24 protein-coding genes are annotated in these 26,317 nt (G+C 37.6%); 17 read left to right on the forward strand and 7 right to left on the reverse strand.

Features of this window, described 5'->3' with window-relative positions; all coding sequences use genetic code 11:
- Window positions 1–21: 21 nt before the first annotated feature.
- Together C0W29_RS15870 and C0W29_RS15875 are read right to left on the reverse strand one after the other, a co-directional pair.
- Window positions 22–804: a lysophospholipid acyltransferase family protein gene (locus C0W29_RS15870; RefSeq protein ID WP_045045292.1), complete on the reverse strand. Its 783-nt coding sequence runs from the start codon at window positions 802–804 to the stop codon at window positions 22–24.
- On the reverse strand, window positions 801–1,538 hold the full coding sequence (locus C0W29_RS15875) for a beta-ketoacyl synthase chain length factor (RefSeq protein ID WP_045042886.1): 738 nt from the start codon (window positions 1,536–1,538) through the stop codon (window positions 801–803). Before C0W29_RS15875 ends, C0W29_RS15870 begins: the two co-directional genes overlap by 4 nt.
- A 257-nt stretch (window positions 1,539–1,795) precedes the next feature.
- Here C0W29_RS15875 and C0W29_RS15880 point away from each other — a divergent pair, with 257 nt between their 5' ends.
- Window positions 1,796–2,863 carry a methyltransferase gene (locus C0W29_RS15880; protein WP_045042885.1) on the forward strand — a complete coding sequence of 356 codons (1,068 nt, stop codon included), beginning with the start codon at window positions 1,796–1,798 and terminating at the stop codon, window positions 2,861–2,863.
- 23 nt (window positions 2,864–2,886) lie between these two features.
- Window positions 2,887–4,137 carry an NAD(P)/FAD-dependent oxidoreductase gene (locus tag C0W29_RS15885; protein ID WP_045045291.1) on the forward strand — a complete coding sequence of 417 codons (1,251 nt, stop codon included), beginning with the start codon at window positions 2,887–2,889 and terminating at the stop codon, window positions 4,135–4,137.
- An 80-nt stretch (window positions 4,138–4,217) separates the two neighbouring features.
- On the opposite strand, the gene C0W29_RS15890 is transcribed toward C0W29_RS15885, so the two are convergent.
- Window positions 4,218–4,430, reverse strand: a complete 213-nt coding sequence (locus C0W29_RS15890) for a VF530 family protein (RefSeq protein ID WP_036791588.1) — start codon at window positions 4,428–4,430, stop codon at window positions 4,218–4,220.
- Window positions 4,431–4,771: 341 nt separating this feature from the next.
- A complete protein-coding gene (locus C0W29_RS15895) occupies window positions 4,772–5,593 on the reverse strand; it encodes a hypothetical protein (RefSeq protein WP_045042883.1) in 822 nt (273 codons plus the stop codon).
- Window positions 5,594–6,182: 589 nt separating this feature from the next.
- On the opposite strand from C0W29_RS15895, the gene C0W29_RS15900 reads away from it, so the two are divergent.
- The 9 genes from C0W29_RS15900 to C0W29_RS15940 are packed head-to-tail and all read left to right on the forward strand — an operon-like array spanning window position 6,183 to window position 13,075.
- Window positions 6,183–6,581 carry an ATP synthase subunit I gene (locus C0W29_RS15900; protein ID WP_036791582.1) on the forward strand — a complete coding sequence of 133 codons (399 nt, stop codon included), beginning with the start codon at window positions 6,183–6,185 and terminating at the stop codon, window positions 6,579–6,581.
- 1 nt (window position 6,582) lies between these two features.
- The gene (gene atpB / locus C0W29_RS15905) at window positions 6,583–7,350 is read left to right on the forward strand and encodes a F0F1 ATP synthase subunit A (RefSeq protein WP_036791580.1); all 768 of its coding nucleotides are present in this window, start codon (window positions 6,583–6,585) and stop codon (window positions 7,348–7,350) included.
- A gap of 51 nt (window positions 7,351–7,401) precedes the next feature.
- Window positions 7,402–7,638: a F0F1 ATP synthase subunit C gene (gene atpE, locus C0W29_RS15910; protein WP_036791577.1), complete on the forward strand. Its 237-nt coding sequence runs from the start codon at window positions 7,402–7,404 to the stop codon at window positions 7,636–7,638.
- Window positions 7,639–7,690: 52 nt separating this feature from the next.
- The gene (gene atpF / locus C0W29_RS15915; protein WP_036791575.1) at window positions 7,691–8,161 is read left to right on the forward strand and encodes a F0F1 ATP synthase subunit B; all 471 of its coding nucleotides are present in this window, start codon (window positions 7,691–7,693) and stop codon (window positions 8,159–8,161) included.
- A gap of 14 nt (window positions 8,162–8,175) precedes the next feature.
- On the forward strand, window positions 8,176–8,724 hold the full coding sequence (locus C0W29_RS15920; protein ID WP_036791573.1) for a F0F1 ATP synthase subunit delta: 549 nt from the start codon (window positions 8,176–8,178) through the stop codon (window positions 8,722–8,724).
- 12 nt (window positions 8,725–8,736) lie between these two features.
- Window positions 8,737–10,278: a F0F1 ATP synthase subunit alpha gene (atpA, locus tag C0W29_RS15925; protein WP_036791571.1), complete on the forward strand. Its 1,542-nt coding sequence runs from the start codon at window positions 8,737–8,739 to the stop codon at window positions 10,276–10,278.
- A 57-nt stretch (window positions 10,279–10,335) separates the two neighbouring features.
- Entirely contained in the window at window positions 10,336–11,208 is an 873-nt protein-coding gene (gene atpG / locus C0W29_RS15930; protein WP_036791569.1) for a F0F1 ATP synthase subunit gamma, read from the forward strand.
- Between the two features lie 21 nt (window positions 11,209–11,229).
- Window positions 11,230–12,615 carry a F0F1 ATP synthase subunit beta gene (gene atpD / locus C0W29_RS15935; protein ID WP_036791566.1) on the forward strand — a complete coding sequence of 462 codons (1,386 nt, stop codon included), beginning with the start codon at window positions 11,230–11,232 and terminating at the stop codon, window positions 12,613–12,615.
- Between the two features lie 16 nt (window positions 12,616–12,631).
- Window positions 12,632–13,075 carry a F0F1 ATP synthase subunit epsilon gene (locus C0W29_RS15940; protein ID WP_036791564.1) on the forward strand — a complete coding sequence of 148 codons (444 nt, stop codon included), beginning with the start codon at window positions 12,632–12,634 and terminating at the stop codon, window positions 13,073–13,075.
- 724 nt (window positions 13,076–13,799) lie between these two features.
- Here C0W29_RS15940 and C0W29_RS22025 read toward each other — a convergent pair.
- Window positions 13,800–14,261, reverse strand: coding sequence for a winged helix-turn-helix domain-containing protein (locus C0W29_RS22025; RefSeq protein ID WP_052671675.1), 462 nt, complete (start codon window positions 14,259–14,261; stop codon window positions 13,800–13,802).
- Between the two features lie 718 nt (window positions 14,262–14,979).
- Here C0W29_RS22025 and C0W29_RS15955 point away from each other — a divergent pair.
- Window positions 14,980–15,525: a DUF2799 domain-containing protein gene (locus C0W29_RS15955; protein WP_235869038.1), complete on the forward strand. Its 546-nt coding sequence runs from the start codon at window positions 14,980–14,982 to the stop codon at window positions 15,523–15,525.
- A gap of 146 nt (window positions 15,526–15,671) precedes the next feature.
- Here C0W29_RS15955 and trpS read toward each other — a convergent pair whose 3' ends face one another.
- Together trpS and C0W29_RS15965 are read right to left on the reverse strand one after the other, a co-directional pair.
- A complete protein-coding gene (gene trpS, locus C0W29_RS15960) occupies window positions 15,672–16,703 on the reverse strand; it encodes a tryptophan--tRNA ligase (protein ID WP_045042879.1) in 1,032 nt (343 codons plus the stop codon).
- Between the two features lie 461 nt (window positions 16,704–17,164).
- On the reverse strand, window positions 17,165–17,386 hold the full coding sequence (locus C0W29_RS15965) for a GntR family transcriptional regulator (protein WP_080888879.1): 222 nt from the start codon (window positions 17,384–17,386) through the stop codon (window positions 17,165–17,167).
- A gap of 745 nt (window positions 17,387–18,131) precedes the next feature.
- Here C0W29_RS15965 and C0W29_RS15970 point away from each other — a divergent pair.
- The 5 genes from C0W29_RS15970 (at window position 18,132) to C0W29_RS15990 (ending at window position 26,218) form a co-directional block, all read left to right on the forward strand.
- Complete coding sequence (locus C0W29_RS15970) at window positions 18,132–19,769, forward strand: YadA C-terminal domain-containing protein (protein WP_107277786.1); 1,638 nt, start codon at window positions 18,132–18,134, stop codon at window positions 19,767–19,769.
- 613 nt (window positions 19,770–20,382) lie between these two features.
- Window positions 20,383–21,846 (forward strand): MFS transporter, encoded by a 1,464-nt coding sequence (locus tag C0W29_RS15975; RefSeq protein WP_036791553.1) that lies wholly within the window; start codon window positions 20,383–20,385, stop codon window positions 21,844–21,846.
- 249 nt (window positions 21,847–22,095) lie between these two features.
- Entirely contained in the window at window positions 22,096–23,958 is a 1,863-nt protein-coding gene (locus C0W29_RS15980; protein WP_045042877.1) for a potassium transporter Kup, read from the forward strand.
- A gap of 105 nt (window positions 23,959–24,063) precedes the next feature.
- Entirely contained in the window at window positions 24,064–25,530 is a 1,467-nt protein-coding gene (locus C0W29_RS15985; protein WP_045045766.1) for a sensor histidine kinase, read from the forward strand.
- Window positions 25,523–26,218 carry a response regulator gene (locus tag C0W29_RS15990; RefSeq protein ID WP_036791544.1) on the forward strand — a complete coding sequence of 232 codons (696 nt, stop codon included), beginning with the start codon at window positions 25,523–25,525 and terminating at the stop codon, window positions 26,216–26,218. Before C0W29_RS15985 ends, C0W29_RS15990 begins: the two co-directional genes overlap by 8 nt.
- Window positions 26,219–26,317 lie beyond the last annotated feature (99 nt).

Below are 26,317 nucleotides of genomic sequence, written 5' to 3' on the forward strand. Positions count from 1 at the left end.
TAACGACAGTATAAATGTAGCTCAAACGTCTGTTGGAAAAAGAGTACTGGCTAAATGTTTATTGAGTTGTCGAGCCGCAGTTGTTGGCGAGCTATGTTCTTTTAAATACGACTCTATACTAATTTTGTTTTTTATTTCAATTAAGAAAAAAGGCTTTTTATCGGGTACTTGATACCATTTTTGCTCTTTGGTTAAAAAGCTCGGTGATACTGTTATATGAACGACACGAATATTAACCTGACTGCGAATGGCTATTTGTGCTGCTCCACGCTGCAACTTTGGTGTTTTAGTCGCCGTTGTACGTGTTCCTTCTGGAAATATCAGTAATACATTACCTTGTTGTAGGCGTTGGTTACAGCTTTCTAATAGTGATTCAGGATCGCGATTGGGAATATAACCAGCAGCTTTAACAATACCTTTAATAAAGGGATTTCGCCAAATAGAAGCTTTAACAAGACAATCACATTGTGGCAATTGTGAAGCTATAAGGACATAGTCAATTAGACTAGGATGATTAGCAACAATTAAACTGTGTTTGTCTTCTTTAAGCGCGATCAAATTGTCAAAGCGATAATCAATCACTTTTAAAAATCGCATTGTGCGACAGAAAAAATTAAAAGTACGTTGAATGGTGCTTTGTACTTTGATTTCTCGTTGCTGGTGATTGGGTGTAAGTAGTGATATTAGCGGAAATATCATGAACGTCAGCAAAAGGGCACCTAAACCAAAAAGGCTGAAGCATCCTGCGGTTGCGATAATACGCCAGCTCTTATTGAGTCGCTGTGCTATTGAGAGTGTACTCATGATTGATATCGCCACTGCCACTGTTGGTGTTGAGCATTAATTGACCATTGACTATCTTTATTGGCAAGGTGCTTAATTATCGTTAGTGTCTGTGGATAACAACTAACACTATGCTGAGGTTCATTGGTTAATTTGAAGGTCGGTCGCCAACTTAATTGGCAGTTATTCCCATTAGATATCACCATTGCAAGCGCGAAACTTGGGTATTGGTACTGTTCAAATTGTTGATATTCAATCGGTAATGGTTGATCAAAATCGACCATAAGTACCCGATGATGTGGATGTTGGTTGAGATAACAAGCAACCTCAATCAGTGCCATATGGAGATTATTTTCCCCGCCAGCTAATGAGGTAACTGCGATGGGTTGTTTGGCTGCAATAGTATATAAACCAGCCGCAGTATTATGGACCGATTGTGAAAAAGCAATCGGTGACGCATCATCACCATTAATAATATCTTTGATTAGCTTGACGGTACGGTGTAATTCGCCATGTCGACTTGAAAAAACAATATAGTCGATATTATTTGATGCTGTAATCATCAGCGCCGTTTGGAGTGCCAACTTACTGAGAGGGCTCATGCGACGGCGCATCATTGGTGGTATTTTATCTGCTACTGGTGGCTGAGGATCAATTAATTGTGGGTTTTTAGCCCAAGTCTGCCAATCTTGTTGGGTTGTTAAACCCGGTGCAAGGGCAATCCAATGGTCAATATTGAAGTGAATTGTATTCATAGGCTCCACACAAACAACTAAATAATCAGAGTACTTGCAAAATTAATATAAACATTAATAAAGTTTATCATTAAATCAATCAGATAACTGTGTAATTTATAATCATCAATTAAATCTTTTTATTTTAATTGATGATTTTGTTTTGGTTGCTGATATCTGTGTAATTATCGATATTGTTTGTTTTTAAACAGTACATCTTGATAGTAGCTCGTTAGAATAGCGACTTTATTTTATCTCTCCCGATTAATAGGTGCAGTGTGACTCGTTTTACTACAGATCCATTCAATGCATTAGCGGCGAAAACGGAAGCTCAGAAATTAGCTTTTTCGCCGATTATTTTTCATACCGCTCGAACTTTGCGTGATTTAAAAATATTACAAGTATTGGATGATGCAGGTAAAAATGGACTTAATGCTGAACAAATTGCAGCAGTTACTAATGTGTCGGAATATGGTGTTAAAGTTTTACTAGATATGGCGTTAAGTGCATATATTGTTACTTGGCATCAGGATAAATATTGTTTAGCTAATCTTGGATATTTTTTATTACATGATGGCATGACGAATGCGAACATGGATTTTACTGCGGATGTTTGTTATGCCGCAATGATGCATTTAACAGAATCCATTCAACAAGGTAAGCCGGCTGGGCTTAAAGAACTCGGTGATTGGCCAACTATCTATCAGGGTTTATCACAATTGTCACCACAGGCGAAACAAAGTTGGTTTGCATTCGATCATTTTTATTCAGATCGTTCATTTCCGTTATTATTAGACAAAGTGTTTACTCACCAACCTTTACGAATTTTTGATATTGGTGGTAATACGGGTAAATGGGCATTGCAATGTTGTCAGCATAATCAAGATGTTGAAGTAACAATTATTGATCTACCACAGCAGATTGCCGTTGCAACCGTCAATGCAGAGCAGGCTGGATTTTCTGATCGGATTAAAGGCTATCCGATGGATATGCTTGATCGTGATCAAGCTTTTCCACAAGGTGCTGATGTGTGGTGGATGAGTCAATTTCTAGATTGTTTTTCTCCAATGGAAATTCTAAGTATTTTACGTCGTGTAAGGCAAGCAATGAGTCTAGATGCCAAAGTGTATATTTTAGAATTATTTTGGGATACTCAACGTTATGAGGCTGCGTCTTATTGTTTAAATGCAACATCGCTATATTTTACTTGTTTAGCGAATGGCAATAGTCGTTTTTATCGTAGTGAAGATTTTTTAGAGCTTGTAACAGAAGCGGGCTTTATTATTGTTGAGCGTGAGGATGATATAGGCTTAGGCCATACATTACTCACGTTGCAAGCTGGATAAAATGTAACGTAAGGATAGCGATTGTGAATCAAAAACAGCGTACGCAAGTGGTTATTATTGGTGCTGGCCCTTCAGGCTCTGTTGCTGCTGCATTATTGCATCAGCAACACATTGATGTGATTGTATTAGAAAAAAGCACCTTTCCTCGATTTTCCATTGGCGAAAGTTTACTGCCTGCGTGTATGGAGGTTATTGAACAAGCGAAAATGTTAGATGCAGTTACTGCGGCTGGGTTTCAGTTTAAAGATGGTGCTGCTTTTCGTTATCGAGACCGTTATACCGCGTTTGATTTTAGCGATAAATTTACTCCAGGAGCAGGAACAACCTATCAAGTTCAGCGTGGACATTTTGATAAAGTGTTAGCGGATGAGGCGCAAGCTCAAGGGGTTGAGATTCGCTATGAGCACACCGTTGAAGCGATTGAATGTTTAGATGGTAAGTCAGTACTTACAATTACGGATGCTCAACAGCAACAGCAACAGTATGCATTAGAAGCGGATTTTGTACTTGATGCGAGCGGTTTTGGTCGAGTATTGCCACGATTACTGGGGTTAGAAAAACCGTCACATTTACCACCACGGCAAGCGATATTTTGTCATGTCACCGATCATATTGATGTTAACCGTTGTGAGGTGGAATATGATCGCAATAAGATTTTAATTTCAGTCCATCCTCAATCCGCCGATGTCTGGTATTGGCTAATTCCGTTTAGTAATGGCACTTGTTCATTAGGAGTGGTTGCGCCACCACAATGGTTAGCGAAGTATGGTGATGATTCGATCTCGATATTAAAGCAATTGGTTATTGAAGAATCAGGGTTAGCGGCAGTATTGGCTGCTGCAGAATATCCATCGACAGCTGCAACCATTGAGGGCTATTCAGCGAATGTTACCCAACTGGCAACGTCAAATTATGCGTTGTTAGGTAATGCTGGAGAGTTTTTAGATCCGGTATTTTCTTCTGGAGTAACAATTGCGATGAAATCTGCGCAGTTAGCTGCGGGGGTGTTAACACGCTCTTTTGCCGGAGATAACATTGATTGGCAACGTGATTATGCTGAGCCGTTAATGTTGGGCGTTGATACTTTCCGTACTTATGTGGAAGGGTGGTATTCAGGAGAGTTACAAACAGTCATTTTTCATCCTAATCCTGATCCTAAAATTAAACAAATGATATGTGCAATTTTAGCTGGCTATGCGTGGGATATTAATAATCCTTTTGTTGCCCAATCACAACGTAGATTAGCTGTTGTAGCTGCATTATGTGCAGATTAAGACCAAGATTTCGTTGAAAAAAGCCGTTACATTTCAACTCAAGCGAGTGATGAATGTAGCGGCTTTTTTATCGGTGGTTGTTAGCGCATCATATCAAGATATAAGCTTTCAACCTTAGTACGCGCCCATTCAGTCTTACGTAAAAACTTGAGGCTTGATTTAATGCTTGGATCATCATTAAAGCAGCGAATGTTAATCCGTGAGCCAAGTTCATCCCAACCATAATGCTCGACAAGTTCAATCAATACTTTTTCTAACGTGATGCCGTGTAATGGGTTATTTTTTTGTGTCATGCTATATGCCGTTCAAGTGATTCATTTAAGATACTTAGTTGTTAGTGCTTAGTGTAACTGACAATGACACGATACCCAATGCTGTTTTATGGCTGACAAACACTGCCTCTTCAATCGTTACATGATTAGATAAAACTGAAAATAAATTTAACCATTATTAATGCTAATACTGAATAAGCGAAAGAGTGAAATAAAATAATCAAAGCTAATTAATTAAAATGCATATAGTACTTACTCTCAAACAGTATGTTCGAAAGTATAAGATTGTTGTTGCTTATTATTATGGTTTTTATATTGGCTCGTACAGGTAATTACCACCAATAATAATTTTAATAGTCTTTTTAATATGACTGTAATAATTTAATCGGTGGCTGTTTATTTATATTATTGGCTTTTTTCCTACGTTGTAAGGCGCATTTAGGACAGCCATTTCCCGCCAGATGATTCGCTGGTAATTGGGAAAACTCACCATGGATATTACAAATAATAATACCTTTAACTCTCATGTTCTTATATTCGAATAATGAATAATTATAGTGGTTATTGTGAATTTTATTTGCATCTTCGATAAATTGTTTTGTGGTCTTCTTATGCTTGTTTTTTGTACATTTAGGGCATCCTGAACCACGTAAATGTGCATCAGCTCGTTGCGTAAAATCACCATGAATAAGACAAGTTATGTCACTTTTTTTGAGTGCGCCAGTATAGATGAAATGATCATAACGATAACGGTTGTGATGCGCTTTGTTAGCCTTTGCTATGTAGACAGATTGTGAATGGCGATAAGACAAAGCACATTGAGGGCACCCCTTTCCTGCAAGATGTGCATTAGGACGCTGTTCAAAATTGCCATGAGTTCGACAGTTTATGATCCCTTTATCTAATGTCCCGCTATATATAAATTCCTTATAGGAATACTTGTTACCGTGAACGGCCGTTGCTCGGTCAATAAAAGTCTGAATATCCATCTTTTGTTTGCCAGAACAGGCTGGGCAGCCATGTCCTGCAAGGTGAGCATCTGGCCGTTGATTGAAATTTCCATGGATTGGGCAAGTGATAATGCCTTTGGTTTTGGCGTTTATATAATCAAAAAAAGCGTAACTATATTTTTCTGAGTGGCGATTTTTTGCTCGTTTAATAAACGTGTCAGTATTTTTTTTCATATTTTGGAGGTTATTCGATTTGATTACTTTTGATGTTATTTGTTAAATAAAAACGTAAGAAATGATGGAAAAACTATTTGTCAGCAAATGGTCAATAATGCAATTAGGGAGAAAATATCGCTTTTTAAATACGATTCAGTTAAAGATGTTCAGTAATGAGATGTAAAGAAAAGTTAAAATATGTTAATGATTACTTATGCGTAATACGCACATGATAATCTAGATCTTGGGCACCAACATCAAGAGCCAAAAATGGTAATCATTGTTTGCATTTATTTTGATGGCTATCACAAAACTGATCACGTAAATTTTGTACTGCACACGGTGGACTTAAACGTATTGAAAAATAAGCCTATTAGTGAGAAGCCTCATAAGATATAAGTTTATATTATATATTTAATGACGCTGTGAAATTGGACGTTTTATTGTGATGTGAAAGTATTTAAAAAATTATTCAGTTTTTATACAGGCTCAACATGTAGCGTAGTATATGCCGTACTTAATTAATGATTTTATATTTTCTGTAATATACACAATTAAGATAAGGAGCATTAATAATTAAGATACAGACGGTGTAGAGGATTTAAATATGAAAGCAGACTCAGGTTGTAACGATATTCTTTCTGCAGCAAAAATCATATTACTCGGACAGTCAATACTTGGATTTTTATTTATATTATTCATTTGTATTGCAAATAATACGTTTGGTGTGAAATCTGCAATTATAGGTGTTGCGATCGCTGTTATTCCTTCATTGCTTGGGCTTGGTAGCGCAGCATATAAATTGAAGATGAATAATGAAGTTAATATTAAATATCTAGCCAAACTTAATACGCTAGTTAAATGGGTTTATACCGCATTAATGATATTGGCAGTGGTTCGTTTTATCCCGGTTAATAATGAGATTATGTTATTAGCATATAGCGTTACATTTTTGGGATGCTTTTTAACTCCGATACTTAACAAACCTCAATTTAGGATGACGTAAGGTGGAATCAGTAACTACCGCTCACGATTATATTGAGCACCATCTAACATTCTTCACTGTGGGTAAGGGTTTTTGGAGCATTAACCTTGACTCCATGCTCATGGTTTGGTTGTTAGGTTTACTGTTTATCGGTGTCTTTAGATACGTTGCTTCACGAGGAACCAGTGGTGTTCCTGGTAAATTGCAATGTTTCATTGAGATCACCTATGAATTTGTGAACAACCTTGTTAAGGAAATTTTTCAAACAAAAGACAAGTTAATTGGCCCATTGGCATTAACTATTTTCGTTTGGGTTTTCTTGATGAACGCAATTGACTTATTGCCTGTTGATTTTATTCCAGCACTTGCTCGTCTATTTGGTTTTGAGCATTTCCGTGAATTACCTTCAGCGGATGTCAATGTGCCTATGTCTATGGCGCTGGGTGTATTTATGTTGATCATAATTTATACCTTAAAAACAAAAGGGATTCGTGGTTTTGTTAAAGAACTAACGACACAACCTTTTGAAAGTCCATGGCTTTACCCTGTGAACTTAGTTTTGGAGTTAGTCACATTAATTTCAAAACCAATTTCTCTCGGTCTTCGATTGTTCGGCAACATGTACGCAGGTGAAATGATTTTTATCCTAATTGCGTTGATGCCGTGGTGGATGCAGTGGGCGCTTAGCGTTCCATGGGCACTATTCCACATTCTTATTGTGTTCCTACAAGCCTTCATCTTTATGGTACTTACAGTTGTGTACCTTGCGATGGCAACAGAAGAACATTAATAAATTAAGTTCGATTTACGTTTTAACTATTTAATAAATTTGGAGTCATTCATGGATATTGTAAGTGCAGTTCTTTATGTTGCTGGTGCACTACTGATTGGTTTAGGTGCAGCGGGTGCTGCAGCTGGTATCGGTAACTTAGCAGGTAAATACCTTGAAGGTGTTGCACGTCAGCCGGATCTTATGCCGATGCTACGTACACAGTTCTTTATCATGATGGGTCTTGTCGATGCGGTTCCTATGATTGGTGTTGGTATCGGTCTTTACATCATCTTTGCTGTGGCTTAATAGCTAAAACTACCGTTATTTATCATAACGTTATTTAAATAGTGAGGATGGTATGAATTTAAATGCAACCATGCTTGGTCAAGCAATCTCCTTTGTGATTTTTGTTTGGTTATGCATGAAGTATGTCTGGCCGCCGCTTACTGCGTTAATTGAGCAGCGCCAGCGTGAAATTGCAGATGGGCTTATTCATACTGAAAACGCAGCTAAAGAACTCGACATCGCAAAAGCGAATGGCGCAAAAGTTCTTGAAGATGCGAAGAAAAGTGCGAGTGAGTTAGTTGAGCAAGGTAATAAGCGTCGAGCACAGATTATCGAAGATGCCCAAGCAGAAGGTGAGAAAGAAAAATCTCGTATTGTTGCTCAGGGTCAAGCCGAGTTAGAAAGCGAACGTAATCGCATTCGTCAGGAACTACGTGCAGAAATGTCCGATATGGTCATTGAGACTGCAGAGAAACTGATTAATCGCAATTTGGATACTGATGCTAACCGCGATCTTGTTAATAAACTTATCACGGATATGTAAGCGGAGAGCACATTATGTCAGATCCACTAACCATTGCTCAGCCCTATGCCAAAGCTGCATTTGATTATGCAGTTGCTAATCAGGCATTGGAACAATGGGAGCAAATGTTGACCATCGCAGCAACGGTTGCTAGTCAACCAATCATTGCTCAGCAGATTGAAGACAGCGAACAGTTTGGTGCTAAGGATTCAGCAGCGTTTACTGACATGTTCTTGGGCGTTTGTGAAGGTCTACTGGACGAACATGGCCAGAACCTGATCAAAGTAATGGCTGAAAATGGACGTCTAAATGTGATTGTTCAGGTAGTCGAATTGTTTCATGAGCTCAAAGATGATTATGAACGCATGGTTACTGCGCATGTAACAACGACTGAGCCATTAAGCATTCAACAACAAGCCAATTTAGTACAGGCGCTGCAGAAAAAATTAAATCGCAGTGTTGAGCTCGATTGCCACATCGATGAAACGCTAGTAGGCGGCATACTGATCAAAGCTGGAGAACTAGTAATTGACGGTACGCTTAAAAGCTCTATCAACCGACTCGCAACGAGCCTTCAGGCGTAATAGGTAATAGATATGCAACTAAATTCTAACGAAATTAGCGATTTAATTAGACAACGAATCGCAACCTTCAATGTGACTAGTCAGGCACGTAACGAAGGTACTATCGTCTCTGTAAGCGACGGTATTATTAATATCAATGGTCTTGCTGATGTTATGCAAGGTGAGATGATTGAACTACCCGGTAACCGCTATGCATTAGCACTTAACTTAGAGCGTCACTCTGTTGGTGCTGTAGTTATGGGTCCTTATGCAGATCTTGCGGAAGGCATGAAAGTGACCGGTACCGGTCGTATCCTTGAAGTACCAGTAGGTAAAGGTTTATTAGGGCGTGTAGTTAATACCCTAGGCCAACCAATTGACGGTAAAGGCGCTATTGACAATGACGGTTTCGCACCGGTAGAAATCATTGCTCCAGGTGTTATTGACCGTAAGTCGGTTGATCAGCCTATCCAGACTGGCTACAAAGCTGTAGATGCGATGGTACCAATCGGTCGAGGTCAGCGTGAGCTGATTATCGGTGACCGTCAAACGGGTAAAACAGCGATGGCTATCGATGCCATCATTAACCAGAAAGATTCTGGTATCTACTCGGTGTATGTGGCGATTGGTCAAAAAGCATCAACGATTGCTAACGTGGTACGTAAGCTAGAAGAAAATGGCGCGCTACAAAATACGATTGTAGTTGTTGCGTCTGCATCAGAAGCTGCTGCACTACAGTACCTAGCTCCTTATGCTGGTTGTACTATGGGTGAGTATTTCCGTGACCGCGGTGAAGATGCCTTGATTGTGTATGATGACTTGTCAAAACAAGCTGTTGCTTACCGTCAGATTTCACTATTGCTTAAGCGTCCACCAGGCCGTGAAGCATTCCCTGGTGATGTGTTCTACCTTCACTCACGTCTACTAGAACGTGCGTCACGTGTAAATGCACACTATGTTGAGCGTTTTACTAATGGTGAAGTGAAAGACAAAACCGGTTCATTAACAGCCTTGCCGATCATCGAAACTCAAGCGGGTGACGTATCAGCGTTCGTACCAACTAACGTAATTTCGATTACTGATGGTCAGATTTTCCTACAGACTAACTTGTTTAACGCAGGTTTACGTCCAGCGGTTGACCCAGGTATTTCAGTGTCACGTGTAGGTGGTGCTGCGCAGACTAAGATTATCAAGAAACTGTCTGGTGGTATTCGTACCGCATTGGCACAGTATCGTGAATTGGCAGCGTTTGCTCAGTTCTCATCTGACCTTGATGATGCGACGCGTAAGCAGCTTGATCACGGTGAAAAAGTAACTGAGTTGATGAAGCAGAAACAGTACGCACCGATGTCTGTGGCGGAGCAAGCACTTGCTATTTTCTCTGCTGAGAAAGGCTATTTGAACAACGTTGAGTTATCTCAAATTGGTGCATTTGAAGAAGCATTGATGGCTTTTGCTAAAAGTCAGCACGCAGAGTTGCTTGCTTCAATCAATGAATCAGGTAATTACAACGATGATATCGAAGCAAGTCTGCATCAGCTTCTAAAAACATTCGTTGATACGCAGTCGTACTAAGTAACGAGAATATTTTCCGTCCAGACGACGCAGTATGAATGTAGATAGGAGCTAACCATGGCAAATGCAAAAGAGATCCGCACTAAAATCGCTAGCGTACAAAATACGCAAAAGATCACTAGTGCAATGCAAATGGTTGCCGCAAGTAAGATGCGTAAAGTTCAGCACAACATGGAAGCAACCCGCCCTTACGCAGAAAATATGCGTAAGGTGATCGGGCATTTAACTTCCGGTTCGTTGGAATATAAGCATCCCTATCTTGAAGAGCGAGAAGTAAAACGAGTAGCTTACATCATTATTTCCTCTGACCGAGGATTATGTGGTGGTTTGAACATTAACTTGTTCAAGAAAGCCATGGCAGATATGCGCCAGTGGCGAGATCAAGGGGTTGACGTAGATACCACCTTGATCGGCTCAAAAGCAATTTCGTTTTTCCATCGCTTCGGCAACGTGATTGCACAAACATCAGGTATTGGTGATGAGCCAAAACTAGAAGATATTTTAGGTCCGGTTAATGCAATGTTGGAGTTTTTCGACGAAGGCAAAATTGACCGCTTGTTCCTGGTTTACAACCAATTTGTAAACACTATGGTTCAAATGCCAAAGGTAACCCAGTTGTTACCTAACCCTGAGCTTGAGGAAAGCGCATCAGAAGATGTGAATGAAGCAAGTCGTTGGGACTATATCTATGAGCCTGATCCTAAACCGATCCTCAATGAATTGATGCTTCGTTATATCGAATCACAAGTCTACCAAGGCACCGTTGAGAGTATCGCTTGTGAACAAGCAGCACGAATGGTTGCAATGAAAGCTGCAACAGATAATGCGGGTGAGCTGATTAATGATCTTCAGCTTGTATATAACAAAGCCCGTCAAGCAGCAATTACCCAAGAGCTAAGTGAAATCGTAGCTGGGGCACAAGCCGTTTAAACAGAATTTTGAGGATATCAAATGAGTACTGGTAAGATTGTCAAAGTCATCGGCGCTGTCGTTGACGTTGAATTTAATCAAGATAGCGTGCCACGAGTATATGATGCGCTTACTCTTAGTGACAGTGAACATGCTGCGTTAGTATTAGAAGTGCAGCAGCAAATTGGTAGTGGTGTTGTTCGTTGTATCGCAATGGGTTCATCAGACGGTCTTCGTCGTGGGTTAGAAGTGGTTAATACTAATGCGCCAATTTCTGTTCCTGTAGGTGAAGAAACTCTTGGCCGTATCATGAACGTATTGGGTACCCCAATCGATGAGTGTGGCGAAATTGGCGAAAAGAAAAAATACGCTATTCACCGTGCTGCACCATCTTATGAAGAGCAATCTAACAGCTCTGAGCTGCTAGAGACTGGCGTAAAGGTTATCGACCTTATTTGTCCGTTTGCTAAAGGTGGTAAAGTCGGTCTGTTTGGTGGTGCGGGTGTAGGTAAGACCGTTAACATGATGGAACTTATCAACAACATCGCCAAAGCACACTCAGGTTTATCAGTATTTACTGGTGTTGGTGAGCGTACTCGTGAAGGTAATGACTTCTATTACGAGATGAAAGATGCTGGGGTACTCGATAAAGTAGCCATGGTTTACGGTCAGATGAACGAGCCACCGGGTAACCGTCTACGTGTTGCACTAACAGGCTTGACCATTGCGGAAAGCTTCCGTGATGAAGGTCGTGACGTATTGTTGTTTATCGATAATATCTATCGTTATACCTTAGCAGGTACAGAAGTATCAGCATTGTTAGGCCGTATGCCATCAGCGGTAGGTTATCAGCCAACATTGGCTGAAGAGATGGGGGTACTGCAAGAGCGTATTACATCAACTAAGACTGGTTCTATCACGTCAATTCAAGCGGTATATGTACCTGCCGATGACTTGACTGACCCATCACCAGCAACGACGTTCGCCCACCTTGATGCGACAGTAGTATTGTCACGTAATATCGCAGCCTTGGGTTTATACCCTGCGATTGACCCATTGGATTCAACCTCGCGTCAGCTTGATCCATTGGTTGTTGGTCAAGAGCATTATGATGTTGCTCGTGGTGTACAGACTGTACTTCAGCGTTATAAAGAATTAAAAGATATTATTGCTATTCTAGGTATGGATGAATTATCTGAAGAAGATAAGTTAACTGTATCTCGTGCTCGTAAGATTGAACGTTTCTTAACTCAGCCTTACCACGTAGCAGAAGTATTTACTGGTCAAAAAGGTATTTTCGTTTCTCTTAAAGAGACTATCGCAGGCTTTAAAGGCTTATTAAGCGGTGAGTATGATGATATTCCAGAACAAGCATTCTTGTACTGCGGTAGCATTGAAAATGTACTCGAAAAAGCGAAAACTCTATAAGGCTTAAGGAGGCATTATGGCTATTGGCGTTACCGAGAACACGTTCCAACTCAATATCGTAAGTGCTGAGGGACCCTTGTTCTCTGGTCCAGCTCACGCGCTGGCAGTTTCAGGCTCCGATGGTGAGTTGGGTATTCGCCCTGGTCACTCTCCTTTATTGAGCCGACTAAAACCTGGTGTAGCGAGTTTCGTCACAGATTTGAAGGATCCCGAAGAAATCCTTTATATCTCAGGCGGTATAGTTGAAGTTCAGCCCAACGTAGTAACTGTACTTGCCGATACGGCAATGCATGGGAAGGACATCGACCAAGCCCGCGCTGATGAAGCTCGACGCGCCGCAGAAGAAAACATCAACAAGCATGCTGATGATGTTAACTTCGCAATAGCGGAAATGGATCTAGCTAAAGCGATGGCACAATTACGTGCTGTTGAATTAACTCAGAAACAAATGCGCCGCTAAAACCAGTGGCGATAATACGCTAACAGCACGTTGCCACTAAATCACCATAGTTGCAACGTGTGGTTATTGTCTTATATCTACTGGTCCCCGTCTCTATAGGTCTCCAGCCTAGTACCAAGGGACAAAATAATAAATATACAGGATGTTATTTATTATAGGTGGACTTTCAGTTTACCATCACTATCTAAAGCCCCCTGCGCTGTACCGAGAGCAGGGGCTTTTTCCGTTAAGATGTTTCTTTAAATATAATTATATATGTATTATATTTTTTATAATAAATTAGAAAAAAGATAATCTCCCTTCATTAATTGTAAGAATCGTCTCTAAATCTTTTTTATGGATTAGACTTAACGTATCATCTTTTAAATAATTACTTTTAAAGCTATAGAAAGGGTTGTACTTTAGCATGCTAATAGTAATTAAATTCGATTTACTGATTGAATGGTTGTTTGTTTCTAAATTATAAAAATAAAGCGCGTTTTTTCCTTTATATGTGATAATTCGAGCGTTAATATGAGTTGCTAAAACAGTATGTTTTGAGTTTCTTTGGGTAAGAAATATTTCAACACTTCCCCTTTTACAATATCCATAACCGATAAAGTTTTTATTTTCGTAACGGAATAAAGCGTTACATCCAAAACCATTCCATATAGGTAAGGTAAAAAATAATGAAATCCCTATGAGTAAACATGAAATTATGATCTTTGTTTTATTATTTATTCGCCTAAACATAAGTGTAGTTCCAAGAATAATAAAACCATAAAGAGAACATAAAAAACAGAATGGAACTAATTAGTAGTATATTGATTAGTGAGGGTTTTATTGTTTTTATCTGTGGTGATTCTAGCTCGTTTAATTGATGGCTAGGTTGGGTGTTAATTTGAGATATTTTGGTATTAGCATTTAAGGAATAACCGATTCCTTTATGAGATATGATAATATTTGCATCTTTGAATACTTTCCGTAGATTACTGATAGCAACTGTTAATGAATTGATTACAACAATACTATTGGGCCAACCTTGCTGAAGTAATTCATCTTTATTCCATACTTTAGTTGGCATACTGATAAAGCTAATTAAAATCCTTAGTTCACTTTGACTTATCTTAATTGAATTATTATTACTGTCTATGATTATACGATTATTGATATCAAGTATTTTATTGTTAATGTGATATATCGCCATTTATTGCTCATTATTGAGTTATGTATCAATATAAATTGTAGCAATGATAAACTATAATTTATTGAAATTACCAATCGACTATTAATATGGGAGTTGCCGTTTTCATTTAAATGGTGAATGTAAACATTGTTATTAAAGTAATAATAGTTTTTATCATGATTTAATAATTATTTATAAATGGTATTGTTGGAGATAAAAAGATAATAATTCAGATATTGTTTATCATTAAGAATAATGTTTATGTATACGCTTCTAATCAGTATCTTAAGTGTTAATTTCCTACTAGGTTTTATTTATTGGTTCAAAAGGATTCATTATTATAAGCATAATCTATTAGGGGTGGCTATTTTCCCATATAGCTTTGTAGTAATGTATTTTATAAGAAAAATAATACTTTTTATTACCAATGATATGTATTGGATTAAGCGTTAATAATCATGTCTATGATGTAAGATATTACAATATATCAGCCTATCTACGATAGGTAGGTTGATCATTCTGTTGAAATAATCACTACAGACTGGTGTATTCCCATATCATCATTGCAAAGAGTATAAGTTTCTAGTTTGTTATTACTTATGCAACATAGATAACTTTATTTTTAACAATAATACCTATAGAGTATCGGGCTTTATTTCTTTGTAACAAGTTAGCTATGACAACAAAATCTCTTACGATAACACTCTTTTTATGCTCAACATTAACAGCATGTTCTGTTATGAATCAGCAAGAATGCGAAACAGCAAACTGGTCAGCATTGGGATATGTTGACGGTTCACAGGGCGCTTCTTCCTCTCAATTTAGTGATCGAAGTTCTGCTTGCTCGGAATACAATGTTCGCGCTAATTTCAACGAATATCAACTAGGTTACAATCAAGGCTTGACTATCTACTGCACTGAAAATAATGGTTTTTTTATTGGTTCTAAGGGGCAGAGCTATCAAGGCGTTTGCCCACAAAAAACAGCAACCCTATTTTTGAAAGGTTACAATAAAGGCAAAGAACTCTTTAGCATAAGAGAAAGAGTAAGCCAAGCAGAGCAAGATTTACGCGATGAGAAAGACGAAATAGCTCATAAAAAAGATAAATTAAACGATCTAAAAAATAGTCTAATTTACGATAAGCTTTCATCCCGAGAGCGACGTGAGAAGTTAGATGAAATTGACGAAATTAATCAACGACCAAATTTAATTAAAGAAAAAACACAGACCTTAAGCAAACTGAAAAGGAAATTGGCTAAATTAGAATCAATGTTAAGCTATTAATCTTCGTAAGCGCTGCGGCTAACGATAATAATCCTCACTAATTGATGGTCAATTAGTGAGGATTATTATATTACGATTTTATATGCTCTACTTTTTAGTATTAATACTCGATAACAGGCATTATGAAGCCGCATGAATATTAATTATTAGAATAAGTTCAAACCAAAAGCCTGTTTAACATCAGCTAACACTTGTTGAGTTTGTTGATTAGCGTGTTCAGTGCCTGATTTTAGCACCTCAATTAAGTAGTCTTTATTATTTAAAAAATCTGCACGACGCTCACGTATTGGAGCGATTAAATCTTGTAAACATTGCTCTAAGATTTTTTTCGTGGTGCCATCACCTAATCCACCTTGACGATATTGTTGTTTTAATGTCGCAACATAATTGCTGTCAGGATGGAAAGCATCAAGATAAGTGAAAACAATATTGCCCTCGACACTTCCTGGATCTTCCACTCGAAGATGGTTTGGATCGGTGTACATTGATTTTACTGCCTGTGAAATGGTTTTACTATCAGCACCAAGCGTGATGGTATTTCCCATCGATTTCGACATTTTATTTTTACCGTCAGTACTTGGTAAGCGAGCAACTTTACTGAGTAAAGGTTGGCACTCTACTAAAATATCCTTGCCGGCAATGGTATTTATTTTTCTTACTATTTCATTAGTTTGTTCAAGCATTGGTAGTTGGTCGTCACCAACGGGAATTAAGCTTGCACGAAATGCTGTAATATCAGCAGCTTGAGAGATGGGATAAGTTAAAAATCCAGCAGGAATTGAACGACCAAAAGCTTTAGATTGAATTTCACTTTTAACTGTTGGATTACGTTCTAAACGTGCAATCGAAACTAGATTGGAATAATACATGGTCAGTTCTGCCAAAGCTGGAATCGCTGATTGGAGGCAAATAGTGGTCAGTTTAGGATCAATGCCAACAGCTAAATAATCGGCAACGACATTAACAATATTAGTGGCAACTTTATGGGGGTTATGGCCGTTATCGGTAAGGCCTTGCATATCAGCAACTAAAATATTTTGTTGGTAGTGATGCTGTAAATGTACTCGCTGTTGTAGTGAGCCGACATAGTGTCCGAGATGTAGTTGACCCGTGGCTCTATCACCAGTAAGAATGATGGCTTGTTGTTGAGGACTAATTGTTGATGGTTGAGTGTTCATGAAGCTCTCCGAAAAAATGCGGCCGGAGAGGTAAAAAAATACGGATAATAATAGGCGTATTCATTTGCGACCTTCCGGCGGCAAAATGAAATAGAAATGAGAAAAAACTATATCAGCGCCGCTCTATAAAGAGCGCCACCAAAAGAAAAGGGGTGAGATATTACTTACTGCCATTATCATGTTATAAACGTATCAAAATATAATTAGTCAAACAAGCTGTTTTAATCAGTAAATAAAAATGGCTGAAAATCTAAGTCAGATGGTATTTGAACGCAGTGATAGTTCGTTAAAACAATAAAAGTAATTGAGTGTGTAGCACTATCTTGGTGTTTAGAATCTAAGCAATATATTAAGAGGAATTACGTTTTTAATATTGTTAAGTGATGTTTTGTTATTTGATCTTTTCTTATAGCGAATTATCCCCCTTTACTCGCAGTCTAGGTATTATTTATTGATATAACTTACACTAAAAACCACCCACGACGTTCTTTTCTATAGATAATTCCCTGAGATTCTAATTGTAGTAATGCGTGTTTTACCGTAAGCCGACTGGCATTAAAAATTTCGCTTAGTTCCCGTTCTGAAGGTAGTCGCTTTGATTGAGTAGCAAATAACCCTCGTTCAATTTGCTGGAGTATAGTTTCACAAATAATAGTGGGGGGAGATGATAGTTGTTCGCTCATTATAACCTTTGCTAATCATTGTGAATGTAAACGGCTAATAGCATAGCAATGGTATGTCATTATTGTGTCATTGTGGTGAGTATTTGTGATTAAATAGCATTTTTTGACTTTTTTCTTACATAGTGGACACACTTATATTATTTATTGGTGATGGTTTTCTTGTTTATACCTCATATGTTACCTCCTATTTATTACTATGATTTTTAAGTGTTTTTTATGTTTTTACTGAGTGCTTTAAGTGACTTATTAGTAAGTGCTGTATTTGAGTAACAAATATTACTATGTACTTATATTATTAATATTCTCTGGGATATCACAACGAAGAATAGTGAATAAAACCGATGATACTATTAAGTAATAGAAATAATTATAGGGCTTTTAACATTATGCTCAAAGCCTTTGATTTAATGAGTGCTGATTAAAAAATAATCTATATTGATTAAGGATGTCATCATATAGGGCATCATTAATGAATATATAGATTTCATTTATTATATTGCCATGGTGAATCTCTTGGTTCTTATATATTAAAATTTAGAATTAAATGCATTTTGTTTCTGTTTTTTTATTTATAAAACAATAGGTAACTTGTTTTATAATCGATAAAACTTACAGATTTATAATTGGACGTTGTTTTTATAATTAAGGTTTTCGATTGTAATAATTGATTTTTTATAATGGATTTTTCTTACATATTGACTAAATTATGAATTTATAGAGTAATTATAAAATTCGAGATTTAATAATGAGAATACTTCCTTTTATTTTATGTTCAGCTTTAATAAGTACATCTGCATTTGCTTCAGAGACAAATATTATTTTTAATAAACCAAATGCAGGTTCGGATCCAGTTGTTCATGATGCCATAGAAAGTGATAATGTTGTTGTTGGTAGAAATTCATCTTTTAGCGGTACAGGTAATTTAGTTTTTGGTACTGATAGTAAGGGTGACAATGAGTCTATTGCTGTTGGTAATCATACATCAGCTGCGGGTGAGTCTGTTGCAATAGGAGCTGGTTCTGTTGCTGAAAATAACAGTATTGCAATTGGTAATCAGTCTTATTCTAATGACGGCCAAGTTTCTATTGGTAATCCATATCAGCAGCGTCGTATTGAAAATATGGCTGCAGGTATTAAAGATACTGACGGTGTCAATGTTGGCCAACTTACGCCATTAAAAGATGACATAGCGGCTAATCAGAATAAAATTAAAACTGTTGAAACGACTGTTGCCACCAATAGCGCTGGTATTACAACCAACAAAGATGCTATCGCGACCAATAGTACAGATATAACGACCAACAAAGGTGCTATCGCGACCAATAGTACAGATATAACGACCAACAAAGGTGCTATCGCGACCAATAGTACAGATATAACGACCAACAAAGGTGCTATCGCGACCAATAGTACAGATATAACGACCAACAAAGATGCTATCGCGACCAATACTACGGGTATAACGACCAACAAAGGTGCTATCGCGACCAATAGTACAGATATAACGACCAACAAAGATGCTATCGCGACCAATACTACAGGTATAACGACCAACAAAGGTGCTATCGCGACCAATAGTACAGATATAACGACCAACAAAGATGCTATCGCGACCAATACTACAGATATAACGACCAACAAAGGTGCTATCGCGACCAATACTACAGATATAACGACCAATAAAGGTGCTATCGCGACCAATAGTACAGATATAACGACCAACAAAGGTGCTATCGCGACCAATAGTACAGATATAACGACCAACAAAGGTGCTATCGCGACCAATAGTACAGGTATAACGACCAACAAAGATGCTATCGCGACCAATAGTGCAGGTATTAATGCCAATAGAAATACTATTGTTACTAATACTGATTCTATTAATCGTAACATTACTAATATTAATAATAATGCAACTCATATCAGTTCAAATACGATAAATATGCAAAAGAACACTTCGGAGATAACAAAAACTAAACAGTTAGCGACAACAAATCAAACCAATATTAGTAAAAATACTGACGGTATAAATACTAATCGTACCAATATTCAGAATAACTCTGATCGTATTGATAATATTGATACAAGTAATAAGGCTTATGTTGATAATAAATTTAATCAGTTACAAACTGATATTTATCACGTAAGAAAGAGAGCTGATGCGGGAACGGCTTCTGCGATGGCAATGACACAAATTGCAGCACCGCTAAATGGTTATAAATATAATATAGGTATGGGTATTGGTTCATATGGTAATCAAGCAGCAACAGCTATTGGTGCTAAGTTTAGAGTAGATCAAGATATGACGATTGGTGTAACATCATCTTATGATTCCCAGCATGACTTCGGTGCATCTGTAGGTACTAACTGGTCATTTAACTAAGATTATTGATAACCAGAGCGCTAATTTATAGTTTTTACTATAAAAAGCCTTGGCTATGGCTAAGGCTTTTTCTTATCTGTATATGGTGGTATCTATGAAATGAACGGATGTGATTCTGTTATTCAACGCATGATTGAATCTTCATTATGTTAATAAAAATAAGTTATATTTTTTATTAACAAAAAAGTGAAAGATTTTTGCGCTTAATGCATATTTTTTTAGCAATCAAAATTGTAAATTAGCGTCTATCTGGATTAATTTTCATTGAAAAATAACTCATATTGTTTAAATTCTGATTAATAGACTCATAATAAATAGTAATTTATATTTTATTTTTGATCTTTAAATATAAAATAAATCTAAAAATAACTATTTCTTCTTGTTTTGTTAGTCTGTTAGTTTTCACCTAAGCTTTTGTTTTTTAAGTTATATGTTAAGGCTGTTTTTTTGGTTTTATATGAACTTTATAGTCGGCATATCTGAGAGCGCATAGTGGCGGTTAATTACATTCAGAAAATAAATTTCATCTTTGGTTGTGATATATGTTTATATACTGCCAACTTTAATACTGATATTCGTCTGAATTAAGACAATAAGCATTGTTGATTTTAACATGAATCAAAAAATAGAGATTCAACCGCAAAATACGATCCAAAATTATATTGATGAAATATCAATAAGTAACTCAGTTACTAGCAAATATTCAATGTCAATGACACGTGTACAATGGCGAATTTGGTTATTAGCGACATTTGGTAAGTTTTTTGAGGGTATGATCGTTTTTATGATGGGGTTAACCCTACCATTATTAACCCTACAATTTCATTTAACAGAGCTACAGAAAGGTGTAATTAGTTCCTCGATTCTGTTTGGTATTTTAATTGGAGCAAGTGCTCTGGGTGGGCTATCTGATCTTTATGGACGTAAGAAAATGTTCATTATTGAGATGGCTTTGCTCTCGATCTGCTTGATAGGCATGGCCACTAGCCAGTCTTATCTGAGTATTTTAGTGTTTAACTTTGGTATTGGCTTAGCTTTAGGGTGTGATTATCCTACGGCGCACTTAATGATATCTGAAAGTATTCCATCCAAGAACCGCGGTAAGCTGGTATTGGGTGCGTTTGCGTTTCAATCTATTGGTGTTTTGCTCGGTATTTTAACCGGTATTTTTGTCTTGACGTATGTTAACGACATCAATGCATGGCGTTTGATGTATATTATTGCTTTGATTCCATCATTAGCGATTACGATTGCACGTTTCTTTATTCCTGAAAGTGCGCATTGGCTATTGTCTAAAAATCGTAAGGCCGATGCTGAAACATCACTCAAGCGGTTATTACATCGTTCGCAACAGTCGTCAATGCCAATTGAAGAAACACCGTGTGATGATGTTGAACTATCATCATGGCTACATGGTTATAAACGGTTATTTAAAGAAAAATATCGTGCTAAAACAATTTTGGCATCAGTACCTTGGTTTATTCAAGATCTTGGCACTTATGGTATTGGTATTTTTACGCCGGTTATTTTAGCATCGGTACTTGATCCTCATCAGGCAACAGGCGGAGATGCGCTTCAGAACACGATTGCTAATACAATTTATTTAGCTAAAGGTACTGCAGTTATTGACTGCTTACTTATTGTTGGTGTTATTTGCGCGATTATTTTTTCTGAATCTATTGGTCGTATGAAGCTACAAATTTATGGCTTTATTGGTTGTGCTGTTGGCTTATTATGTGCGGCAGTTTCAGTAAAAATGCATGGTGATTATCAGATGTATTTGCTGTTTTTAGGCTTTATGTTATTTAATTTTATGAATAACCTTGGTCCTAATGCACAAACATATTTGATATCGGGTGAAGTGTTCCCCGTTAAAATTCGAGCTAAAGGAGCAGGTTTTGCAGCATCGATTGCTAAGTTTGGTGCGATTTTAACTGCTTTCTTATTCCCGATTTTGCTGCATGGAATAGGGGTGTTTTCGTTGTTATTGTGCTTAGTTGTGACATCATTATTAGGCGCATGGGTAACACATAAATATCGTTTTGAAACATCAGGTCGAAATATAGAGAGCATGTAAGCGCTATATTAACCTCGGAATTATTAAGCATCAGTCAGTGACTGATGCTTTTTTTGTTTTTGTTTTTGTTGACAGTTGAGAGTTGCTACATACTGGTTAAATAACGCCCAAAACTTATATATTTTTTATATCTGATACTGGAAAATATACCCTAACTTTACATTACCCTTGTTAACCTGCTCGCCTCGTAGAATGAAATAAGGCCTTATGTGTTGCAGTAGTTAAGGGCAAACACATATGTAACAAGTTATGCAAAATCAAAAACAGTCACTATTAGTACTTACGTGCTTATCTGTTGGGATTGTATATGGTGATATTGGCACTAGCCCATTATATGCCTTTAAAGCGATGTTTAGCGGTTCGCATGCACTGGTCATTGACCCTGCCAATGTTTTTGGTGTGTTGTCTCTTGTCTTTTGGACTTTTGTTATTACCGTTTCTATTAAATATTTAGCGGTTGTCACACGAGCATCTAAGCGTGGTGAAGGTGGTGTGCTGACGTTAACAGCACTAGCGCATGGCGCAGCTCCTGAGCGTAGCAAAAAAATAATTATCTTTTTAGGCATGTTAGCTGCAGGTTTTTTCTTTGGTGAAGCAATTATTACTCCAGCAATGTCAGTGTTATCAGCGGTAGAGGGTATCACTGTTATTAATCACAATTTACAGCCGATGATTATTCCTATTGCGATTAGTATTATATGTGCATTATTTGCGATTCAAAAATATGGTTCAGGTAGCATTGGACGCTTATTTGCACCAGTGATGCTGCTATGGTTCAGTTGTATCGGCGTGTTGGGACTGATCAGTATTATTGCTAATCCAAGGGTATTACTGGCATTAAATCCTTTATATGCATTAGAGTTTATTGTTAACCATGGTATTGAAACGTTATTTACCTTAGGGGTGGTCGTGTTGGCTGTTACTGGGGTTGAAGCGCTTTATGCTGATATGGGCCATTTTGGGATTAAATCGATTCGTCTTGCTTGGTTCTTTATTGTGATGCCATGTTTAGTGCTTAATTACTTTGGGCAAGGAGCATTAGTGCTGGCTGATGCGAGTACTGCAACGAATCCTTTCTTTATGCTAGCACCGACTATTTTACGGTTACCGTTAATTATATTAGCTACTTTTGCGACAGTCATTGCCTCGCAAGCGGTGATTTCGGGTATTTATTCGCTCACGCGTCAAGCGGTTAATTTAGGTTATTTACCGCCAATGCGAATTTATCATACCTCGCATCAAGCTCAGGGACAGATTTATGTACCATTAGCTAATTTACTGCTGTTTATTTTAGTTATTACTGTTGTTCTAACATTTGGTAGCTCTGAACGTTTAGCTGCAGCGTATGGTATTGCGGTAACTGCAACAATGTTGATTTCATCGGTATTCACGCTAGTTGTAGCGCGTCATTTATGGAATTGGTCACGACTGGTGACATTACAGTATGGGCTATTAATGCTCACCTATGATGCTTTGCTATTTACTGCGACATCATTGAAATTTATGGATGGCGGTTGGTTACCATTAACCATCGGTTCAATGGTGTTTATTCTAATGGTTGTATGGTATTTAGAACGGCAACGATTAGGATTACTGCTTAAACAACCTTTGTCTGCCGAAGCTATGGTCAGTGAACTTGAGCAAAAGCAATGGAGCCGCGCATCAGGTACAGCTGTGTATTTCTCTCGAAATGAAGGACAAGTTCCATCATCATTAATCAATAATCTTAAATATAATGAAATTTTGCATCAACGGAATGTACTGTTAACGTTTAAATATCCAGATCAACCACGAGTACATCCATTAAAGCGTATGGAAGTGACTCAACTATCCGAAACCTTCTGGCAAATGATTGTTTATGTTGGTTATCAAGAGTCGCCCGATATTGAACAAATCTACACGGTCTCACGAAGCAATGGCTTTGTTTTACACCCAACGGATACGTTATTTTTTATGTCATCAGAACGTATAAAAGTGAAGCCCAGCTCTTGGTGGCATGATGTAAAAGCTCGGCTATTTATTTTATTAAGCCGTAACGCTCTTCGAACGTCAGAGCGACTGCATGTACCGCAAGATAGATTGATTGAGATAGGGGTTCATGTAGAGATATAACGCATTAGGTTTAATTACAGCGCTTATTATTATCGTATTTAATAATGATGAGCGCTGTTGTTAGCTTAATGCTGTCTAATTTATGTGGTAAAAAATGAGAAATGAATGAATAACCCGTTATCGTGGTTTGATGTAACCAAAACCAGTATTTTATTATTGCTATACGTATTAGTGACGTATCTAGGTGTCGCCTTTCGAGATGTTATTATTGAAACTGATACTGCAATGCTGTTGTTACTACTTAATATTGTTAGCGGGGTGTTGTTACGTAAACGAATGGCGTATGTGATTACTGCTATTAGTATTGTCGCTTTTCATTTCTTTGTTTTACCTGAGCACAATTCGTTTAGATTTCAGAATTACCAACATATTATCACCTTTTCAGTGATGGCTTTTAGTGGTGTGTTTGCGGTGAGATTAACCCAATCTCAACAACAAAAAATTGAAGAAAATCAGATTCTACGGGCGGAGTTAAATAGTAATTATGATTTAGCGTCAGTACTTGCGGCATTAAATGAAAGCCATGCTATCGCTGAAGCATTAATTGTCCATCTTGAGCAGCATTTTAAAATGCGAGCACAAGTATGGTTGTTTTCGCCACAGTTACATTGTCTTGCGACGCATCAGAAGCTCAGTGAAGTGACTTATCGACCGTTAATTGAACGTTTCAGTAGGAGACAGCAACAACATATTGAGTATCTCTCGCCCTCATTGAGTTTACATCCATTAGATGGGCAGTCTGGTATGTTTGGTGTATTACTGATTGAAGCATTGTCAGAGCAGGTGTTTAATCCGATTTTGAGTACACTGATTAGCTTGTCGTTAGCAAGATCTGAAGCGAATATCGCTTTAGCTGCGGCAAAAGAAGCCAATCAATTAGAACAAATGCGTAATACATTATTAGCTGCGGTATCTCATGATTTAAAAACACCATTAGGGTCGATTATTGGTTCTGCGACCACATTAAGTGATACGAGCTTACGTTTACCAGAACAAACCCAACAAGAATTATTACAGTCGATTGCAGAAGAAGGTTACAGTTTAAATCGTAGCTTAACCAAGTTACTTGATATTAGTCGTTATAGTATTAAGACTTTGATTCCCAAACGTGATTGGGTTGAACCTGAAGAGGTGATTGGGAGTGCAATTAAACGGGTTGAGCAAGTCATAAAATCGCATCCGATTAATTTATGCGGTGATACGATTTTAGTGTCATTGGATTACACTTTAATTGAACAAATTATTGCTAATCTTGTTGAAAATGCAGCTAAATATAGCCCGGTAGGTAGCGAAATTGATATTCAAACTAATTATCGACGCGGCCATTTCATTATTGAAATTGCTGATCGTGGCTGTGGGGTGGCACCAGAAGATCGGTTACGTATTTTCGAGCGTTTTTATCGTTCTGAGCAAGTTAAAGTAAAAGGAACGGGTTTAGGTTTAGCTATTTGCCAATTAATCGTTGCAGCGCATAATGGTGAGATAAGTGTATTATCACGTACTGGCGGCGGTAGTATATTTGTGGTGAAAATTCCTTGTGAAAAATATGAGTTAACGGATATTTATGAATAATGATAGTAAGATTTTAATTATTGAAGATGAAGCACCTATCCGTCGCTTTCTTGATATTTTAACTACCGGACATGGTTATCAGGTCAAAACGGTTGAGACAGCGCAAGAAGGCCTTAAACAAATTACCACCTGGAATCCACATTTAATATTATTAGATCTAGGCTTACCGGATGCAGATGGTCTTGATTTTACCAAAGAGTTACGTTCATGGACTGAAACGCCGATTATTGTTATTTCTGCGCGCGATAAAGAAGCAGATAAAGTGCTTGCTCTCGATGCTGGTGCTAATGATTATTTAACTAAGCCGTTTGGTAGTGGGGAGCTATTAGCTAGAATTCGAGTAGCATTACGTATTAATACTAATATTAATTCTGCTGAGATCAGTCAGTATCAGTTTGGTGAGGTAGTATTAGATTTAGCCATGCAAACCGTTACCAATGCTGGTGAGGCGATCAAGCTAACGCCGAAGGAATACAAGATATTCACTCTTTTAGCGAAGAATATGGGTAAGGTATTAACCCACAAGCAGATATTAAAAGAAGTTTGGGGAGGAAATTATACTGAGCATGCTCACTATGTACGTATTCATATTGCGCAGCTGCGTCATAAAATAGAACGATCTCCTGCGCAACCACAATATATTATTACTGAAAATGGGGTTGGTTATCGGTTAATTAGTGATGATTAAACCATTACTATATTTTTGAATGGGTTTATAAAAAATTTATATTCACCTTGATAATCCTTACATAAACATTAGATTAAAATTTATACCATCAAGTGAGTT

The sequence above is a fragment of the Photobacterium kishitanii genome (assembly GCF_003026355.1).
Lineage (GTDB): Bacteria > Pseudomonadota > Gammaproteobacteria > Enterobacterales > Vibrionaceae > Photobacterium > Photobacterium kishitanii.